At 44.1% G+C, this 18,739-nt stretch carries 11 protein-coding genes, 2 tRNA genes, 3 rRNA genes and 1 pseudogene; 9 read left to right on the top strand and 8 right to left on the bottom strand.

All coding sequences use genetic code 11. From position 1 onward, the window contains the following. The first annotated feature begins 166 nt into the window (after positions 1–166). From F946_RS14220 to F946_RS14245, 6 genes are all read left to right on the top strand, one after another. Positions 167–1,704, top strand: a 16S ribosomal RNA gene (locus F946_RS14220). A gap of 61 nt (positions 1,705–1,765) precedes the next feature. Next, a tRNA-Ile gene (locus tag F946_RS14225) sits at positions 1,766–1,842 on the top strand. A 68-nt stretch (positions 1,843–1,910) separates the two neighbouring features. Next, a tRNA-Ala gene (locus tag F946_RS14230) sits at positions 1,911–1,986 on the top strand. A gap of 382 nt (positions 1,987–2,368) precedes the next feature. Further along, positions 2,369–5,262, top strand: a 23S ribosomal RNA gene (locus tag F946_RS14235). Positions 5,263–5,437: 175 nt separating this feature from the next. Beyond that, a 5S ribosomal RNA gene (gene rrf / locus F946_RS14240) occupies positions 5,438–5,552 on the top strand. The 16S, 23S and 5S rRNA genes sit together here with 2 tRNA genes alongside, the layout of an rRNA operon. Before the next feature lie 607 nt (positions 5,553–6,159). Next, complete coding sequence (locus tag F946_RS14245) at positions 6,160–7,317, top strand: PQQ-dependent sugar dehydrogenase (RefSeq protein WP_004983782.1); 1,158 nt, start codon at positions 6,160–6,162, stop codon at positions 7,315–7,317. Positions 7,318–7,351: 34 nt separating this feature from the next. Here F946_RS14245 and F946_RS14250 read toward each other — a convergent pair whose 3' ends face one another. Continuing rightward, positions 7,352–8,386 (bottom strand): TauD/TfdA family dioxygenase, encoded by a 1,035-nt coding sequence (locus F946_RS14250; RefSeq protein WP_004983784.1) that lies wholly within the window; start codon positions 8,384–8,386, stop codon positions 7,352–7,354. 233 nt (positions 8,387–8,619) lie between these two features. Here F946_RS14250 and F946_RS17115 point away from each other — a divergent pair. Continuing rightward, positions 8,620–8,995, top strand: a pseudogene (locus F946_RS17115) (tautomerase family protein). Between the two features lie 231 nt (positions 8,996–9,226). On the opposite strand, the gene F946_RS14255 reads toward F946_RS17115, so the two are convergent. The 5 genes from F946_RS14255 to ribF form a co-directional block, all read right to left on the bottom strand. Next, positions 9,227–9,769, bottom strand: a complete 543-nt coding sequence (locus tag F946_RS14255) for an NADPH-dependent FMN reductase (RefSeq protein ID WP_004983788.1) — start codon at positions 9,767–9,769, stop codon at positions 9,227–9,229. A 154-nt stretch (positions 9,770–9,923) separates the two neighbouring features. Further along, a complete protein-coding gene (locus tag F946_RS14260) occupies positions 9,924–10,406 on the bottom strand; it encodes an FKBP-type peptidyl-prolyl cis-trans isomerase (protein ID WP_004684162.1) in 483 nt (160 codons plus the stop codon). Beyond that, complete coding sequence (gene lspA / locus F946_RS14265; RefSeq protein WP_004983791.1) at positions 10,399–10,938, bottom strand: signal peptidase II; 540 nt, start codon at positions 10,936–10,938, stop codon at positions 10,399–10,401. The genes F946_RS14260 and lspA overlap by 8 nt, the downstream gene beginning before the upstream one ends. Next, positions 10,931–13,774, bottom strand: coding sequence for an isoleucine--tRNA ligase (ileS, locus tag F946_RS14270; RefSeq protein ID WP_004983792.1), 2,844 nt, complete (start codon positions 13,772–13,774; stop codon positions 10,931–10,933). The genes lspA and ileS overlap by 8 nt, the downstream gene beginning before the upstream one ends. A gap of 64 nt (positions 13,775–13,838) precedes the next feature. After that, the gene (gene ribF, locus F946_RS14275; RefSeq protein ID WP_004983795.1) at positions 13,839–14,840 is read right to left on the bottom strand and encodes a bifunctional riboflavin kinase/FAD synthetase; all 1,002 of its coding nucleotides are present in this window, start codon (positions 14,838–14,840) and stop codon (positions 13,839–13,841) included. 206 nt (positions 14,841–15,046) lie between these two features. On the opposite strand from ribF, the gene F946_RS14280 reads away from it, so the two are divergent. Together F946_RS14280 and F946_RS14285 are read left to right on the top strand one after the other, a co-directional pair. After that, complete coding sequence (locus tag F946_RS14280; RefSeq protein WP_004983798.1) at positions 15,047–16,183, top strand: TDT family transporter; 1,137 nt, start codon at positions 15,047–15,049, stop codon at positions 16,181–16,183. Between the two features lie 132 nt (positions 16,184–16,315). Beyond that, positions 16,316–16,876 carry a phosphorylase family protein gene (locus tag F946_RS14285; RefSeq protein WP_004983801.1) on the top strand — a complete coding sequence of 187 codons (561 nt, stop codon included), beginning with the start codon at positions 16,316–16,318 and terminating at the stop codon, positions 16,874–16,876. 60 nt (positions 16,877–16,936) lie between these two features. Here F946_RS14285 and F946_RS14290 read toward each other — a convergent pair whose 3' ends face one another. Together F946_RS14290 and F946_RS14295 are read right to left on the bottom strand one after the other, a co-directional pair. Next, entirely contained in the window at positions 16,937–17,575 is a 639-nt protein-coding gene (locus F946_RS14290) for a TetR/AcrR family transcriptional regulator (protein WP_004684172.1), read from the bottom strand. 359 nt (positions 17,576–17,934) lie between these two features. After that, complete coding sequence (locus F946_RS14295) at positions 17,935–18,735, bottom strand: ABC transporter ATP-binding protein (protein WP_004983804.1); 801 nt, start codon at positions 18,733–18,735, stop codon at positions 17,935–17,937. Positions 18,736–18,739 lie beyond the last annotated feature (4 nt).

Below are 18,739 nucleotides of genomic sequence, written 5' to 3' on the forward strand. Positions count from 1 at the left end.
AAGATCATTAAGAGATTATGAAGAACAACTTGTGTGGATTTTTACTGATTGATCGATCGAAAATATTTCATTGATTGAAGGTAAAAATTACTCGAAGTTTATTTGAGAAATATTTGTCAGAAAATTGATGAGCCAAGATTTGTAGCCATAAGCTACTAATGATTTTTAACTGAAGAGTTTGATCATGGCTCAGATTGAACGCTGGCGGCAGGCTTAACACATGCAAGTCGAGCGGGGAGATGTAGCTTGCTACATTTCCTAGCGGCGGACGGGTGAGTAATGCTTAGGAATCTGCCTATTAGTGGGGGACAACATTCCGAAAGGAATGCTAATACCGCATACGCCCTACGGGGGAAAGCAGGGGATCTTCGGACCTTGCGCTAATAGATGAGCCTAAGTCAGATTAGCTAGTTGGTGGGGTAAAGGCCTACCAAGGCGACGATCTGTAGCGGGTCTGAGAGGATGATCCGCCACACTGGGACTGAGACACGGCCCAGACTCCTACGGGAGGCAGCAGTGGGGAATATTGGACAATGGGCGAAAGCCTGATCCAGCCATGCCGCGTGTGTGAAGAAGGCCTTTTGGTTGTAAAGCACTTTAAGCGAGGAGGAGGCTACCGAGATTAATACTCTTGGATAGTGGACGTTACTCGCAGAATAAGCACCGGCTAACTCTGTGCCAGCAGCCGCGGTAATACAGAGGGTGCGAGCGTTAATCGGATTTACTGGGCGTAAAGCGTGCGTAGGCGGCTTTTTAAGTCGGATGTGAAATCCCTGAGCTTAACTTAGGAATTGCATTCGATACTGGGAAGCTAGAGTATGGGAGAGGATGGTAGAATTCCAGGTGTAGCGGTGAAATGCGTAGAGATCTGGAGGAATACCGATGGCGAAGGCAGCCATCTGGCCTAATACTGACGCTGAGGTACGAAAGCATGGGGAGCAAACAGGATTAGATACCCTGGTAGTCCATGCCGTAAACGATGTCTACTAGCCGTTGGGGCCTTTGAGGCTTTAGTGGCGCAGCTAACGCGATAAGTAGACCGCCTGGGGAGTACGGTCGCAAGACTAAAACTCAAATGAATTGACGGGGGCCCGCACAAGCGGTGGAGCATGTGGTTTAATTCGATGCAACGCGAAGAACCTTACCTGGTCTTGACATAGTAAGAACTTTCCAGAGATGGATTGGTGCCTTCGGGAACTTACATACAGGTGCTGCATGGCTGTCGTCAGCTCGTGTCGTGAGATGTTGGGTTAAGTCCCGCAACGAGCGCAACCCTTTTCCTTATTTGCCAGCGGGTTAAGCCGGGAACTTTAAGGATACTGCCAGTGACAAACTGGAGGAAGGCGGGGACGACGTCAAGTCATCATGGCCCTTACGACCAGGGCTACACACGTGCTACAATGGTCGGTACAAAGGGTTGCTACCTAGCGATAGGATGCTAATCTCAAAAAGCCGATCGTAGTCCGGATTGGAGTCTGCAACTCGACTCCATGAAGTCGGAATCGCTAGTAATCGCGGATCAGAATGCCGCGGTGAATACGTTCCCGGGCCTTGTACACACCGCCCGTCACACCATGGGAATTTGTTGCACCAGAAGTAGGTAGTCTAACCGCAAGGAGGACGCTTACCACGGTGTGGCCGATGACTGGGGTGAAGTCGTAACAAGGTAGCCGTAGGGGAACCTGCGGCTGGATCACCTCCTTAACGAAAGATTGACGATTGGTAAGAATCCACAACAAGTTGTTCTTCATGACGATGTATCTGAGGGTCTGTAGCTCAGTTGGTTAGAGCACACGCTTGATAAGCGTGGGGTCACAAGTTCAAGTCTTGTCAGACCCACCAAATCTGACTAACAAGCATTATTAAATGCTGAATACAGAAAAGCAGAGACATTGACTTATTGATAAGCTGGGGACTTAGCTTAGTTGGTAGAGCGCCTGCTTTGCACGCAGGAGGTCAGGAGTTCGACTCTCCTAGTCTCCACCAAATTTCAAGACAAGAAAAGCATGCTTTTCCTTGAAATTTAAGCAAGAAGCTATGCTTCGCGCAGATAGGTTGGATTACAGAAATTAGTAAGTAGATAACTTATTAACTTCTGTGATTTATCACAGTTTCCTGACCTGACGAAGGCTGGAAAAATCATTAACAGAATATATTTGAGTTGAAATAATTTGTTCATACTCGTTTTAGTTAACTTAACAAGCAATTGTTAACGTTGAATGAAATGAGTTACTAGCGAAATTAACTGAATCAAGCGTTTTGGTATGTGAATTGAATTGAAGCTGTACGGTGCTTAAGTGCACAGTACTTCAAACTGTAATGTTGAACGTTCTCACTTGTAGGAACGATCGACTGTTTGGGGTTGTATAGTCAAGTAATTAAGTGCATGTGGTGGATGCCTTGGCAGTCAGAGGCGATGAAAGACGTAATAGCCTGCGATAAGCTCCGGGGAGGCGGCAAATATCCTGTGATCCGGAGATTTCTGAATGGGGAAACCCACCTGTCATAAGGCAGGTATCGTATGATGAATACATAGTCATACGAGGCGAACGAGGGGAAGTGAAACATCTCAGTACCCTTAGGAAAAGAAATCAATTGAGATTCCCTCAGTAGCGGCGAGCGAACGGGGAAAAGCCCATTAAGTCATATAAGTTCTAGTGGAATGCTCTGGGAAGTGCAACCATAGTGGGTGATAGTCCTGTACACGAAAGGGCTTATATGATGATGTCGAGTAGGGCGGGGCACGTGAAACCTTGTCTGAATATGGGGGGACCATCCTCCAAGGCTAAATACTCCTGACTGACCGATAGTGAACCAGTACCGTGAGGGAAAGGCGAAAAGAACCCCTGTGAGGGGAGTGAAATAGATCCTGAAACCGCATGCATACAAGCAGTGGGAGCCGACTTGTTCGGTGACTGCGTACCTTTTGTATAATGGGTCAGCGACTTACATTCAGTAGCAAGGTTAACCGCATAGGGGAGCCGTAGAGAAATCGAGTCTTAATAGGGCGTTTAGTTGCTGGGTGTAGACCCGAAACCGGGTGATCTATCCATGAGCAGGTTGAAGGTTGGGTAACACTAACTGGAGGACCGAACCCACTGTCGTTGAAAAGCCAGGGGATGACTTGTGGATAGGGGTGAAAGGCTAATCAAACTCGGTGATAGCTGGTTCTCCCCGAAAGCTATTTAGGTAGCGCCTCGGACGAATACCATTGGGGGTAGAGCACTGTTTCGGCTAGGGGGTCATCCCGACTTACCAAACCGATGCAAACTCCGAATACCAATGAGTACTATCCGGGAGACAGACTGCGGGTGCTAACGTCCGTAGTCAAGAGGAAAACAATCCAGACCGCCAGCTAAGGCCCCAAAATTATAGTTAAGTGGGAAACGATGTGGGAAGGCATAGACAGCTAGGAGGTTGGCTTAGAAGCAGCCACCCTTTAAAGAAAGCGTAATAGCTCACTAGTCGAGTCGGCCTGCGCGGAAGATGTAACGGGGCTAAAACTATATGCCGAAGCTGCGGATTTGCAATTTATTGCAAGTGGTAGGGGAGCGTTCTGTAAGCCGATGAAGGTGTATTGAGAAGTATGCTGGAGGTATCAGAAGTGCGAATGCTGACGTGAGTAACGACAATGCGAGTGAAAAACTCGCACGCTGAAAGACCAAGGGTTCCAGTCCAACGTTAATCGGGGCTGGGTGAGTCGACCCCTAAGGCGAGGCCGAGAGGCGTAGTCGATGGGAAATTGGTTAATATTCCAATACTTCTATGTAATGCGATGAGAGGACGGAGAAGGTTAAGTCAGCCTGGCGTTGGTTGTCCAGGTGGAAGGTTGTAGGCATGTATCTTAGGCAAATCCGGGGTACTCTATGCTGAGAACTGATAGCAAGCTGTACTTGTACAGTGAAGTGGCTGATACCATGCTTCCAGGAAAAGTCTCTAAGCTTCAGTTACATAGGAATCGTACCCGAAACCGACACAGGTGGTCAGGTCGAGTAGACCAAAGCGCTTGAGAGAACTCTGCTGAAGGAACTAGGCAAAATGGTACCGTAACTTCGGGAGAAGGTACGCTGCCGACGGTGATAGGATTTACTCCTTGAGCTATTGGCAGCCACAGAAACCAGGCCCCTGCAACTGTTTATTAAAAACATAGCACTCTGCAAACACGAAAGTGGACGTATAGGGTGTGATGCCTGCCCGGTGCTGGAAGGTTAATTGATGGGGTTAGCGTAAGCGAAGCTCTTGATCGAAGCCCCAGTAAACGGCGGCCGTAACTATAACGGTCCTAAGGTAGCGAAATTCCTTGTCGGGTAAGTTCCGACCTGCACGAATGGCATAATGATGGGGGCGCTGTCTCCAGCAGAGACTCAGTGAAATCGAATTCGCCGTGAAGATGCGGTGTACCCGCGGCTAGACGGAAAGACCCCGTGAACCTTTACTGCAGCTTGACATTGAACTTTGATCTTACTTGTGTAGGATAGGTGGGAGGCTTTGAAACCGAGACGCTAGTTTCGGTGGAGCCAATCTTGAAATACCACCCTGGTAATATTGAGGTTCTAACTCTGTCCCGTTATCCGGGACGAGGACCATGTCTGGTGGGTAGTTTGACTGGGGCGGTCTCCTCCTAAAGAGTAACGGAGGAGTACGAAGGTGCGCTCAGCGTGGTCGGAAATCACGCGTAGAGTATAAAGGCAAAAGCGCGCTTAACTGCGAGACCCACAAGTCGAGCAGGTACGAAAGTAGGTCTTAGTGATCCGGTGGTTCTGTATGGAAGGGCCATCGCTCAACGGATAAAAGGTACTCTGGGGATAACAGGCTGATACCGCCCAAGAGTTCATATCGACGGCGGTGTTTGGCACCTCGATGTCGGCTCATCTCATCCTGGGGCTGAAGCAGGTCCCAAGGGTATGGCTGTTCGCCATTTAAAGAGGTACGCGAGCTGGGTTTAGAACGTCGTGAGACAGTTCGGTCCCTATCTACCGTGGGCGTTGGAAATTTGAGAGGATCTGCTCCTAGTACGAGAGGACCAGAGTGGACGAACCTCTGGTGTACCGGTTGTGACGCCAGTCGCATCGCCGGGTAGCTATGTTCGGAAGGGATAACCGCTGAAAGCATCTAAGCGGGAAGCCTACCTCAAGATAAGATTTCCCTAGGACTTTATGTCCTCTAAAGAGCCGTTGAAGACTACGACGTTGATAGGTTGGATGTGGAAGCATAGTGATATGTGAAGCTGACCAATACTAATTGCTCGTGAGGCTTGACTATACAACACCCAAACAGTTGGTGTTGTGGTTCAAATCACTGCAAACAACTTGATTTAGTTATAAAGCTAGATAAAATATCCAACTCAAATATACCTGTTAATAACTCATTTGATGAAAGTTAGGCACGAAGAGCACTGCTCTGAGGTTAGACCCAACGAATAGTCATAAACAGTTGTGCTGGCGACAATAGCAAGAGTGAACCACCTGATCCCTTCCCGAACTCAGAAGTGAAACCTCTTAGCGCTGATGGTAGTGTGGAGTTATCCATGTGAGAGTAAGTCATCGCCAGCTCATTAATTCAAATCCCCCTCCGCTAATCGCAGAGGGGGATTTTTTTATGTAGGAAGGTTAAAAATATAAATGAGAGACAAGAAGAATATTAGCTAAAAATAGGCTTTAAAATCTAATAGGTTTAGTTTTTATCACTTGAATTTGATGGTTTCTTCTTCACTAAAAGAAATTTTAACTAAGTATCTGTGTGTATTTCAAGCAATTGAACAGCTATTTCATCTATATCCGTTGGAAAAGAATGGCTATAGTTAACTCGTGATCATGCAAAATATGCCAAAACAGGTTTTGATTTAGATTTTAATGTGCTCAATAAAAAAGAAACCCCGACATCCTGTCGAGGTTTCTTTGTATTTCAGTGCTTAGATACAACTCCTGTCATATCTCACATCCTGATGCTCAAACTGATTATTGTTGTTTTAAGTTTGGGAAACGTCCTGTCTCCTGATGTATTTAATATATGCTGTAAGCTGTTTTAAGGCTAGTGGTCACTTTCCTCAGTTTTTGTAAGCTTTGGCTTACACAGATTCATCTTGTTACCAAAGCGGATAACCTTGTACTTATGATTTCTCTACAATGAATGGTGATCGTGCATTTAATGGGGAAGGCAATGCTGAGAAAAAAAGCTTTTTGTTTGTTGATGACAGTGAGTGCATTTTTTGGATTAATCGCATGTCATGCACAAAGACCAGCGGAGTCAGCAGCACAGGAACAACAGGACAGTTCTGCTTCTTTAGGCACATCTATACACCTCAAACGTATTGCTGAATTTAATGAGCCATGGGCATTAGCGGTATTGCCTGATGGGCGATTATTAATTACTGAAAGATCAGGACAGTTGATTTTATTTAATCCTATAGATCAGACAAAGACTCTCATTAGGAATATACCTAAAGTGGCTTATGGTGGTCAGGGCGGATTAGGCGATATTGCTTTACATCCTGAGTTTGCACAAAACCATCAAATTTATCTTAGCTATGCAGAAGCAGGGCAAGGTGGTTATGGTGCGGTTGTGATTCGTGCTGATTTGAATTTAAATCAGGCGCAGCCACAATTAGACAACCTTAAAATGATATGGAAACAAGCACCGAAGGTGCGTGGGCAGGGGCATTATGCACATCGGATGTTATTTGATGGTGCAGGAAAATTATGGATTAGTTCAGGAGAACGGCAAAAATTTGATCCTGCACAAGATTTGACATCGAACCTTGGAAAAATTATTAGTTTGAATGATGATGGTTCGGTTGCCTTAGATAATCCATTTCAGACGCAGGGGGATATCGCAAAACAAATATGGAGTTTGGGGCATCGTAATTCTTTAGGAATGGCTTTGGATGCCAAAAAACAACTGTGGGTGGTTGAGATGGGACCTAAAGGTGGGGATGAACTCAATTTAATTCAAAAGGCTAAAAACTATGGTTATCCAATCGTTTCGAATGGTGATCATTATAGTGGTTTGAATATCCCTGACCACGCCACGCGGCCTGAGTTTGAAGCGCCAAAATTAGATTGGACCCCTGTAATTTCTCCATCGAGTTTGATTTTTTATACGGGACAGATGTTTCCAAAGTGGCAGGATAAAGCCATCATTGGTGGGCTTTCATCTGAAGCGTTAATTATTGTAGACAGCACAGCACAGCCAGTAAAAGAAATCCAACGGATAGATATGAAAGAACGTATCCGTGGTTTACAACAAGCGAAAGATGGCAGTATTTGGGTGATTGAGGATGGGAAGCAAGCTGATTTAATTCAGCTGCTTTCACATTAATCACCCAAACAGAGTGTTGCTAAGAAAGACAGTCTTAAAGCGCAGCATGTCGATCGGCATTAAAGACATTGGCTTGGATCTGCATCAGTTTTCGTTGTCCTTGTTTACCATTCATCCGCCAATGGGCAATTTTAATATTATCGATCAAGGCTACATCCCCTTTTTGCCACTGGAGCAAGAGTGCATCGTGATATAAGGTTTCAAAGAAGTGTTGTTTTTCCTGATCGGTCCATTCAATTTTTTCACCTCCATGAGTGAAAAGTTCCCATGACAGTTGCATACAATTAGCCATGGGGTCTGGTTGAAGCTTCCCTCGCTTCTTAAAGCTTTTTTGTGCAGCTTGATGGGCAAAAGAATTGGTATTGTTTGCAAAAGCCCATGGCTGGATCATCGGCTTTTGAGTGTTCGGGTGTATGACAACGAAAGGTGAGCGTTTTAAGGTAAGTTTGGTTTTTTTATTTGGTTGTTTGTTGAAACGAAAGGGCCTTTTGTTTAATAGCAAGCGATCAAATAGATTGAGTTTACGTGTTGAAATATAAGAAAAATGATTCCATGCGCCTAAGTATTTTTGTTGTACGCTGACTGGAAAATGAGCCCAAATTTTTTCGAGGTTATTAAACCCTGTTTCGAGCACATGGTTCGCAGGTTCTTGGCAAAACAAGGCAATATAACGTGAGCGGGTCGAATGTAGGCCACCTTCGACATGTGGACCTTGAATTGAGTTTTCAACAGAGCCTAATTGTACCGTATTGCAGTTGAGGTAAGGTCTATCATCACCTGTACGATTCTCGCTATATTTACGAATGAAAGAGGCAAACCAACCTGATTTTTTAGGCGTAAATGTATGCCAAGGTTCAAGCTGAAAATGATGTTCGATCAACTCATGAAATTCATAGTGACGTTGTAATTTAAAGCCACGAAATAATAAGATGCCGTACTGATGCAACGCTTGCATAAGTTCTGTGCGATGGACTCTAACATAGGCGGCTAGAGCATCTAAATCTGTATATTCGGGGTCAGCGACATAAATTTTGCAATAATCATTTAAAAGTATGGTGTTTAGTTGCATGTGAATGGTCTCTATTGTTGTTTTTTTAATTTATTGTATGGACTGAAGCATTTTGGTTGAAGCAGCAGATGTTCAGTCGGCGAGAGTATAAAGTGTAGTTCGAACAGCAGATGTAATATTTGGTTGTGCAGAAGAACATGCCGACAAACGGTGAAGAGGATGATGGTTTATGCATCATAAAAGTATGATTATATGAACCGTTCAAAGCATTGAAAATAATAATGGAGTGGGGAATGCCTAGTACACAAATTCATGTTCGAAAAAAATATAGTGTCGATGAAGAGCAAGCCATAATGGAGGCGGTTCATAGTACTTCCTCAATATGATCGTAATATTCGTTTAGTCGTACATGAACCAGACCACTTTGCTTGTCCTCTTCATTTAACACAACCAGCTTCTTTTACTTGGATTGAAATTGATTGCTTCGTAGGAAGGTCGATAGAAACCAAGCGAAAACTTTATCAGCAATTGATACATCATTTAGCACAGTTAGGTATCCCAAAAGACGATGTCTCTATCTTAATTCGAGAGTCTCAGCTAGAAAATTGGGGAATACGTGGTGGTAAGGCAGCCTCTGATGTTGACTTGGGGTTTGATGTTAAAATTTGAAGATAATTAAAAAGCCCCCGACATCCTGTCGAGGGCTTTTTAAATTCTTTCAAGCGGTATAACTCCTTCCTGTCCTACCGATCAGCATCCTACTGTGTATGTTGCTATTTTTGTTTTTCATCTGAGACATCCTGTCTCTGTATGATTTAACTATAGCGTCGATGCTGTTTATTGAAAAGCCGACAAATATTTAAGTTACTGTAAGCAATAGCGTACAGAAGAATCTCATGCTTATGCACTGACATATTTAATGAGTTTATCAATTGCTGCTTTTAGATTCTTCTCATCAAAAGGATTTGGTTCAAAATCTTCGGTTTTATTGCGTGAAAAAATATCTCGAATTTCAATCACCGCATTGGTATCGACCAGACCGAGCTGAGTACCGACTTGGCGAATTTGGTCGATGGAGCGTGAGCCATTGGTACCACCATAACTGATATAGGCCGCAGGTTTACCTTGCCATTCTTTGCCTAAGTAATCTAGGGCATTTTTAAGCGCAGGGCTATAACCATGATTGTATTCGGGGCTAATGAAAATAAAGGCATCACCTTGGGCAATGTGGTCGGCCCATGCTTGTTGTTTGGGTTGATCATAAATCCCTGTCATTGGGGGATTTTCACCTGAAAAAATTGGCAAATCCCACTCTTTTAAGTCGATCAACTCGAGTTGGTCCGTATTGAGTTCAAGTTGTTCAAAGCCTTTTTGTACCCATCGCGCAACTTTAATGGCAGTCCGACCTTCGCGAACACTGCCTATAATGACCTGAATTTTCATGAAAAATCCTTGGGAAATAAATGTGATTACGCTACGGTAGTATGAAAATTAGGCTTTGCATAGATTGAATATGTATCTGATTGACCAATGTTTGAGGCATTAAAAAAGCCCCCGAAGGGGCTTTGGCTGACACACAGATAATCGATCTGTGGCTTTACATAATTTTGATGCCTTGTTGGCCAGCAGGCGTCACTTTGAAGATTTCAACTTCAAAAGTAATATCTTTACCTGCCAATGGATGGTTAAAGTCGACTTCGGTGATGTCATCACCTACAGTTTTAACCACACCATAAAGGCTTTGTTTGGCTTTGTCTTCAAACTCGATCATGTGCCCTTCAATAGGACGCTGTTCAAATTTTACTGTATCAAACTGTTGTACGTTTTCAGGATTCCACGGGCCAAAAGCATCTTCTGGTGGTAGGCTCACTGTACGACGGTCGCCAGCACGTAAACCGAACAGTGCTTTTTCAAAACCAGGGAGTAAGCTGCCATCCCCCATCACAAGGCTCACAGGCTCTTCACGGCTACGTGTGTTATCAATTTCTACGCCATTTTCAATGCAAACAGAAAAATGTAACTCTACTTTTGAACCTTCGCTTACGCGAGTTTCTTCATTGGGATTAATAAAATCAGTCATGGTTTACTTCGGCACGTTGGATACGGTTTTTTTCGAGAAAAAAGGTATCGATCAACAAAAGGATCGTTCCTAGCGTAATCGCACTATCTGCAATATTAAACGCAGGGAAGTGGCTGTTTTGATAGTACACATGAATGAAATCAACCACATAGCCTAAGCTAATACGGTCAATGAGATTCCCTATAGCACCACCTAAAATAAGGGCAATCGCGATGGGCAGCACTTTCACGGTTTTGGGCATACGCATCAGCCAAAACAGAAAAATGACAGACACAATACCTGCAAGAGAGGTAAAGAAATAGCGTTGCCAGCCGCCCGCATCGGACAAGAAACTAAAGGCTGCGCCATAGTTATGCAATAAAGTCCAATTTAAAAAGGGCAGGACTGGTACTGGATCTGCATAATTCAGATGGGTACTGGCAATCCATTTGGTCCATTGATCTAAGACAATGGCTAGAATAGCCAAACCTACCCACACCAAATTGTGCGGATAGAATTGGAATAAGCCCTTTTTATGTTGTGGGTTAGGCATACTTTCTCTCTTCGCCTTGGCCTGTAGGAAGGTTGATAATACAACGACCACATAGACCTGGATGTGTAACATGTGTATTCACATCTGGCAGAACATGCCAGCAGCGTACACATTTTTCACCATCAGCCGCCGAGACTTGAACATTCAGACCTGCCAGATCAGAGGCTTCACCCTGAGTTGCATCGAATGCATTGACCAAGACCTGTGAAGTGATCATAACAAAACGAAGTTCATCATCTAAACGATCCAGTACGTCCTTGAGTTCTGCATCTGCCCACAGTTCAACTTTGGCAGAGAGATTTGAACCCACGATTTTCGCGGTACGCGCAGTTTCGATGAACTTGTTCACCGCAGACTTCACCGCAATCAGGGTCTGCCAATCGGCTTCAGACAACAAGTTTGCTTTTGAAGCCACAGGAATGTCATACCATTCCGCAGTGAAAACGTATTTCTCAGTTTGTTCTGGAATCAGTGGCCATGCTTCTTGAGCGGTAAAGCTTAAGATTGGTGACATCCAACGTACAAAGGCTTGCACCAAATGATACAGCGCAGTTTGAGCCGAATGACGCGCTTGTGAATCGGCTTTGGTGGTGTACTGACGGTCTTTGATGATGTCGAGGTAGAAACCACCCAAGTCATTGATACAGAAGTTGGTCAGCGCATTCGCCACGATATGGAAGTTCATATCTTCATAGGCTTGCTGAATGGTTTTTTGTACGTCCGCTGCGCGTTGCAAGATGTATTGATCGAGTGCGATCAATTGATCGACAGGAAGTGCATCCGTCGATGGTTTGAAACCATTTAAGTTCGCTAACAAGAAACGCAAAGTATTACGAATACGACGGTAACCATCTGATGCACGGTTAAAAATTTCTTTACCTGCGGTCATTTCATAACGGTAATCGGCCGATGCAATCCAGAAACGTAAGCCGTCTGCACCCATATCTTTAATAATGTCTTGTGGGGTGATGATGTTGCCCAAAGATTTTGACATCTTACGGCCTTTTTCATCCACCACGAAGCCATGGGTCAGTAAGCCTTTGTACGGCGCACGTTCATTGATGGCAATTGAGGTGAGCAATGAAGACTGGAACCAACCACGGTGTTGGTCTGAACCTTCAAGGTATAAATCAGCAGGATCGGTGAGTTCTTCGCGTTCACGCAGCACGGCATAGTGCGTTGTGCCTGAGTCGAACCACACGTCTAAAGTGTCACGCACACAATTGTACTGTTCCGCTTCATCCCCGATAAAGTCTTTCGCTTCACGGTTATACCAAGCATCAATCCCTTCTTGTTCGATCAACTTCGCGACTTCTTCGATCAACTCGGCTGTGCGCGGATGGAGTTCGTTAGTGTCTTTATGCACGAAGAATGGGATTGGCACACCCCACGTACGTTGACGCGAAATACACCAGTCTGGACGACCTTCGATCATGGCTTGAATACGATTTTTACCCCAATCAGGCACAAAGCTGATCTCATTTTCAATCGCATTTAAAGCGTTTTGACGCAGACCTTGTGCATCCATGCTGATAAACCACTGTGGGGTCGCACGGAAGATAATCGGCGTTTTATGGCGCCAGCAGTGTGGGTAGCTGTGTTTGATCGGTTGATGTGCCCATAAGCGACCAACTGCACCCAAAGCTTCAATGATTTTTGGATTGGCTTTGTAGATGTGCTCGCCTGCAAAAATCGGTGAAGTTGGTAAATACACACCATTACCGCCCACTGGGTTTTCAACTGTTAAGTTGTACTGTAAGCCAACTTTATAGTCGTCTACACCATGGCCAGGTGCCGTATGTACCGCCCCCGTACCGCTAGTTGCAATCACGTGTTCACCTAAAATCACAGGCACTTGGCGATCGGTCAGCAACGGGTGCTGTAATAATAGGTTTTCGATTGCTGAGCCGTTAAAATCAGCTAGAACCACAGGGTTTTCAAGCTTATAACGCTCAACTGCCGACTCAACCAAGTCTTTGGCTAAAATAAAGTTTTGCACACCACGGTCGGTGCTAACTTGAACAAGTTGATAGTCAATTTCAGCATGGACGGCAACCGCTTGGTTTGCAGGCAAAGTCCAAGGTGTGGTGGTCCAAATTACGATATCTGTTGCCGCTTCTACGTTGAGATTTAAACGTGCGCTTAAGTCTTTTAAGTCGACAACCGTAAAACCAACGTCAATCGCGTCAGATTTTTTATCTTCATATTCCACTTCTGCTTCAGCCAAAGCTGAACCACAGTCTAAACACCAGTTCACAGGTTTAAGACCTGGTTCGATATGGCCTGCTTTAGCAATTGCACCAACAGAGCGCACAATGTCTGCTTCCTGCTTAAAGTTCATGGTCAGGTAAGGGTTGTCCCAGTCACCAAACACACCCATACGCACAAAGTCTTTCTTTTGTAGTTCAACTTGGGTGTAAGCATATTCACGGCAGGCTTTACGGAAAGTAGAAGCATCCACCTTCACGCCCACTTTACCGACTTTCTCTTCTACTTTCAGTTCAATCGGAAGGCCGTGGCAGTCCCAACCTGGTACATAAGGGGCATCGAAGCCGTCGAGAATACGACTTTTAATAATGATATCTTTTAAAACTTTATTGACCGCATGACCCAAGTGAATTTGGCCATTTGCATAAGGAGGACCGTCATGCAGGACATATTTTTTCTTGCCAATACGCGACGCACGAATCTGCTGATAAATGTTGTCGGCATACCACTCTTCTAACCATTTTGCTTCACGCACCGCGAGGTTTGCTTTCATGGCAAATTCGGTACCTGGGAGGTTGAGTGTGGCTTTATAATCCACTGCATTTTCAGTAGTTTGCTTATCGCTCATGCAAGATGTCTTCCAATTTAATCAGCGGCTCGGCTGACGCGTTTTACATAAAATTGATTGGTATTTAAAAGGGAAATGTGGGGGTGTTTTGGCGGAACTCAAGCAGTTTCACCACATCATCATCAATTCCCGCTTTTAGTGCTTCCAGCGAAGGGTAGTTCTTTTCACCATGTAAATAGTTTAAGAAAGTGACCCGCATTAACAAGCCATACAGATTAGCAGAAACATCAGGGAAATGTACTTCTAATCGCCATTCTGGCTGTGCTTGTTGAATGGCTGGACGTGTTCCGACATGACCTGCACCAAAAAGCGCTGAATGGTCATATCCTGCAACCCCTAATCGATTAGGGTGGTCTGCTTTCACTTTGTCGCGTAAAGACGTGGTTTCACACATCACATCTACGCCATAAATGCCGTTTAAACAGGGTTTATGTCGGTTTAAACGTACATTAATGGTTGGAAAATCAAGGGTTCGGCCAATTTGGTCGCCATATTGTACGCGACCCGTAATGCTATAAGGGCGCCCTAATAACTGAGCAGCCAGCGCCAAGTCCCCTGCGGCCAGTGTTTGGCGAATCCGAGTTGAACTGACGCGTTCACCTTCTGAGAGGATGGTTTCTAGATTGTGGACTTGAAAACCATAGTTTTCTAGAAATTCGCTGTTGCCTTGGCGGTTTTTACCAAAGTGAAAGTCATCGCCTAAAACCAAACTTTGGGCATTGAGTTTTTCTTTTAAAATATCGGCAAATTGTTCTGCACTTAAACTTCGGAAGCTGTTGTCAAATTTCGCGACCGCAATATAGTCCACACCCAGCTCAGTTAAATATTCGACTTTCTCACGCAATGATGAAATACGTGGTGGAGCATCATAACCTTTAAAAAATTCAAGTGGTTGAGGCTCAAAAATCATCACCACTGTTTTTAGATTTTGTTGTTTTGCAACGGCTTTGAGCTGATGAATCATGGCTTGATGACCCAAATGCACCCCGTCAAAATTACCGATGGTGACAGCGGTTTTTTCTAATTGGCTATTTGAAGGCAAAGCATTTAGACGGAGCAGCTTCATGGGCAAATCAAGTGCTTGGAATTAAGAACGGCTTATATATTGCCATATTCTTGGGCATTCGTCTTGTGGTTGTTTTTTGACAACGCAAAATTTAGTGCAAAGCATATTTATATCAATTTTATTGATTTATTTAATATAAATTAATCAATTTTTCTTATTTATAAATTTGATTAGTATAAATGTAGATTTTAAATGAGGCCGAACTCATGCAAAAACCATTTACACAACTTGGACAGCGCCACAATATCATTCGTCAATTCACCCCCAACTGGTTCACTGTCAGTATGGGAACAGGTGTTGTGGCATTAATTGTATCAGAGTTTCCGATGTTAAAGGCACTCACATGGCAACTCGGCACAGGGCTGTGGTATTTCAATATTTTATTGTTCGCACTTTTTAGTGTGCTATATGGCTTACGTTGGGCATTTTATCCGCACGAAGCCAAACAGATTTTTCAACATCCAAGCATGAGTCTATTTTTAGGGACGATCCCGATGGCGCTGGCCACCATCCTCAATGGCTTTTTAAAGTATGGTCAGCCTATTTATGGCGACACAGCTGTACAGATTGCGCAAACGCTCTGGTATGCAGATGTAGTCTTGGCGCTCTTGGTGGCGTGGGCAGTTCCTTTTGCCATGTATCGACATCAGGAGCATGCTTTACAGCAGATGACTGCGGTGTGGTTATTGCCGATCGTGGCCTGTGAAGTTGCAGCCAGCAGTGGTGGTTTATTGCTGGGGCATTTGGCCGCTGATACTCACGCCGTTGCGATTTTATTGGGTAGTTATGTGTTGTGGGGTGTTTCAGTATTACCCGCCTTTGCAATTTTAACGATTTTAATGTTGCGTTTGGTCTTACATAAATTGCCTGAAAAAGAGTTGGCGGTCAGCAGTTGGTTGGCTTTGGGACCGATAGGCACTGCTGCTTTGGCATTATTGGTTTTGGGGCATCAGGCACCGACGTTGATGGCGAGTTTGGGCTTAGCCCAACTGGGTCAGTTCTTTCAGCAGACGGGGATTTTGGCCAGTTTAATCCTGCTGGGTTTTGGACTGTGGTGGTTGGGAATTGCGGTACTGACGACTTTGCACCATGCCAAACAGGACTTGCCGTTTAATTTGGGTTGGTGGGGACTGACCTTCCCATTGGGCGTATATACGCTCGCAATCTTAACCTTAGCCCAACAACTCAATTTGGCCTTTCTGTATGCCGTTGGCTATGCTTTTGCAGCCATACTGATGTTGTTATGGAGTTTGGTCGCAACCAAAACGGCACACGGTTTTTATCAAGGTTATTTGTTCTTTTCGCCGTGCTTAAAAACCTATTTAGAACAGCAGTATAAATGAGGTCTACAATCCTTTCAGTTTTAAGCGCCATCTGATCTTATGTCGGTTGTTTGAGTAGAGACCAGAGGCGCTTTTCTTTCGGATGGATTTGTTTTCTAATGGCACGCATGAAGTCTGTTAATTGAGTATTTTATGTCAGATGTTGCACTAATCATGGCTTTGCCGAATGAGTCTAAAGGATTGTTTGAGCAAGTAGGGATTGAAGTTCATTACAGCGGTATTGGTAAAGTCAACGCGGCCTATAAAGCATTTGAAGTGATTCAAAAAACAGGCTGTAAAACCCTAATTAATTTAGGTACAGCAGGCAGTACGTATTTTGATAAGCATGAATTGGTTGAAGTCTCTCAATTTGTACAACGTGACATGGATGTCTCTCCACTGGGCTTCGCTGTCGGTTTTACCCCATTTGACACCATGCATCCTGCGGAAATTCCCTTAGAACCGTTTTTCCAACAACTCCGTACCGGCATCTGTGGAACAGGGGATAGCTTTGAAACAGGTAAGCCCAAAGTACCGTGTCATTTGGTTGATATGGAAGGATATGCGCTGGCAAAGGTCTGTAAAAAACAGGGTGTCCGTCTGATTTCGGTCAAATATATTTCAGATGGTGCCAACGACACCGCGCATTTGGACTGGGAAGACAATTTGTTATTGGGAGCTCAGAAATTATTAGCATTATTTGAAAGTATCTGAGGCTTTGATTCTGTCTTTTTCAATTCGGCGACCATAGAGTGCTATGGTCGTATGCCAAAATTACTCAGCTTTGAATAATTCAGACGGTGTTCGCGGGATCACGCCATACAGCATCATATGCACGGTATGTTGAATGACTCGTTGTTGCATACTGCGGTTACGTAGGGTTTTACCTGTTACCATTTCCATTTGCGTGGCAAAATCAGCATAGTTTTGTGTTAATGCCCAAATGTTGAGGATTAACAGCTCAGGGTCTATTTCAGTTGAAATTTTACCTTGCTCTTGCCAATTGCTAATGACTTTGGCTTTACGTTTGACCAACTTCTTTAAAGGCCCTTTGAGGATTTCCAAAATATGCGGAGCCCCTTGGATCACTTCTAACGCAAACAAGCGAGATGCTTTCGGTTGAGTCCGAGAAACCTCAATCTTTTGCAATAAGTAGTTGGTGATCGCTTCTTCCGGCTCTAAGTCGGCTTCTAACATTTGTAGTGGGGCTAACCATTTTTGTAAAACCGTCGTTAAAACTTCAACGTACAAAGCTTCTTTATTTTCATAGTAATAGAAAATATTCGATTTGTGCATTTCAGCAATCTGTGCGATTTCATCTAAGCTTGCTCCATTAAATCCATAGAGCGAGAAGACGTCTAGTGCAGCATTCAGCAGCTGGTGGCGTTTTTGAGTACTCTTTTTCTGTTCCATTCTCTAATTTAAAAAACAATAAAAAGGGGGAAGGATAAATTGTACGGCAAATCATCAGATTTGTGCACAAAGTGGAAATTTAATTTTTTGAATAATGATCATTTATTCTGTAGATTGGCTCTTAAAGTGCGATAAATTCTAAAAGTTGTCCAATAAAATATAATTATATAAAAACTATTTTGTCTAAACTATATGAAATGATTCAATGTGAAGTGGTATGTTTTGATAAAAATAACGTGAAATTTATTGTATTATTTAAAATAAAGTATGCTCAATTCATATGATGGTCTTGTGTTTTTTTACTGAAATTCAGCATAAAAAATCCTTAGCACCCCCAAGCTAAGGATTTTTTAGTCTACTTATGTGGCTAAAACTGCATTTAACACCTGCTGCTCAAGGGTATTGAACTGCATATCTTTAACGCGAGGGCGGGGCAGGTCGACTTGAAACTCTTTGGCAATATGGCCACGGTCTAGCAAAATAATCCGATCTGCCAGTTGAACGGCCTCACTGACATCATGGGTGACTAAAATGGCGGTAAAGCCCTGTTCCGTCCATAATTTTTCAATCAAATTCTGCATGTCTAAGCGGGTTAGGGCATCGAGTGCACCCAAAGGTTCATCGAGCAATAAAATCCGCGGTTTATGCGATAAAGCCCGTGCTAAAGCGGTCCGTTGACGCTGTCCCCCAGAGAGCTGCGAAGGCCAAAGCCCCGCTTTTTCTTTGAGTCCGACTTTTTCTAGCAGACCCGAGGCAGTGGCATGTTGTTGTTTCGGCAACCCCAGTTGTACGTTTTGTTCAATTGAGCGCCATGGTAACAGTCGTGGATCTTGGAACATGACCCGTATATCGTCTGCGGTAATCCCTTCGCGGAGGTGTCGTGCGGACTTAAACTTAATTTCGCCGTAGCTTTGTTGTTCTAAGTTAGCAATCAGGCGCAGCAGGGTACTTTTACCACAACCACTGCGTCCGACAATGGCTAAAAACTCACCTGGCTGAATATGCAGATCTAAGTCTTCAAGGACTTTAACTGAGCCATAAAACTTATGCAGTTGTTCGATAATAATTTCGGCCCCAAGCACCGCTTGAGGATTGATGTCTTGATTGTGATTTGGTAGCGACAGAATATTGGCATGGCGACCAAGGCTTAAATCAGTCATCTCA

The organism is Acinetobacter johnsonii ANC 3681 (genome assembly GCF_000368805.1).
GTDB lineage: Bacteria > Pseudomonadota > Gammaproteobacteria > Pseudomonadales > Moraxellaceae > Acinetobacter > Acinetobacter johnsonii.

Coding starts and splice junctions, on each gene's coding strand:
- F946_RS14255 (WP_004983788.1), bottom strand. CDS start 9,769: ATGAAAATTCAGGTCATTATAGGCAGTGTTCGCGAAGGTCGGACTGCC.
- F946_RS14285 (WP_004983801.1), top strand. CDS start 16,316: ATGTCAGATGTTGCACTAATCATGGCTTTGCCGAATGAGTCTAAAGGA.
- F946_RS14260 (WP_004684162.1), bottom strand. CDS start 10,406: ATGACTGATTTTATTAATCCCAATGAAGAAACTCGCGTAAGCGAAGGT.
- lspA (WP_004983791.1), bottom strand. CDS start 10,938: ATGCCTAACCCACAACATAAAAAGGGCTTATTCCAATTCTATCCGCAC.
- F946_RS14245 (WP_004983782.1), top strand. CDS start 6,160: ATGCTGAGAAAAAAAGCTTTTTGTTTGTTGATGACAGTGAGTGCATTT.
- ribF (WP_004983795.1), bottom strand. CDS start 14,840: ATGAAGCTGCTCCGTCTAAATGCTTTGCCTTCAAATAGCCAATTAGAA.
- ileS (WP_004983792.1), bottom strand. CDS start 13,774: ATGAGCGATAAGCAAACTACTGAAAATGCAGTGGATTATAAAGCCACA.
- F946_RS14250 (WP_004983784.1), bottom strand. CDS start 8,386: ATGCAACTAAACACCATACTTTTAAATGATTATTGCAAAATTTATGTC.
- F946_RS14290 (WP_004684172.1), bottom strand. CDS start 17,575: ATGGAACAGAAAAAGAGTACTCAAAAACGCCACCAGCTGCTGAATGCT.
- F946_RS14280 (WP_004983798.1), top strand. CDS start 15,047: ATGCAAAAACCATTTACACAACTTGGACAGCGCCACAATATCATTCGT.
- F946_RS14295 (WP_004983804.1), bottom strand. CDS start 18,735: ATGACTGATTTAAGCCTTGGTCGCCATGCCAATATTCTGTCGCTACCA.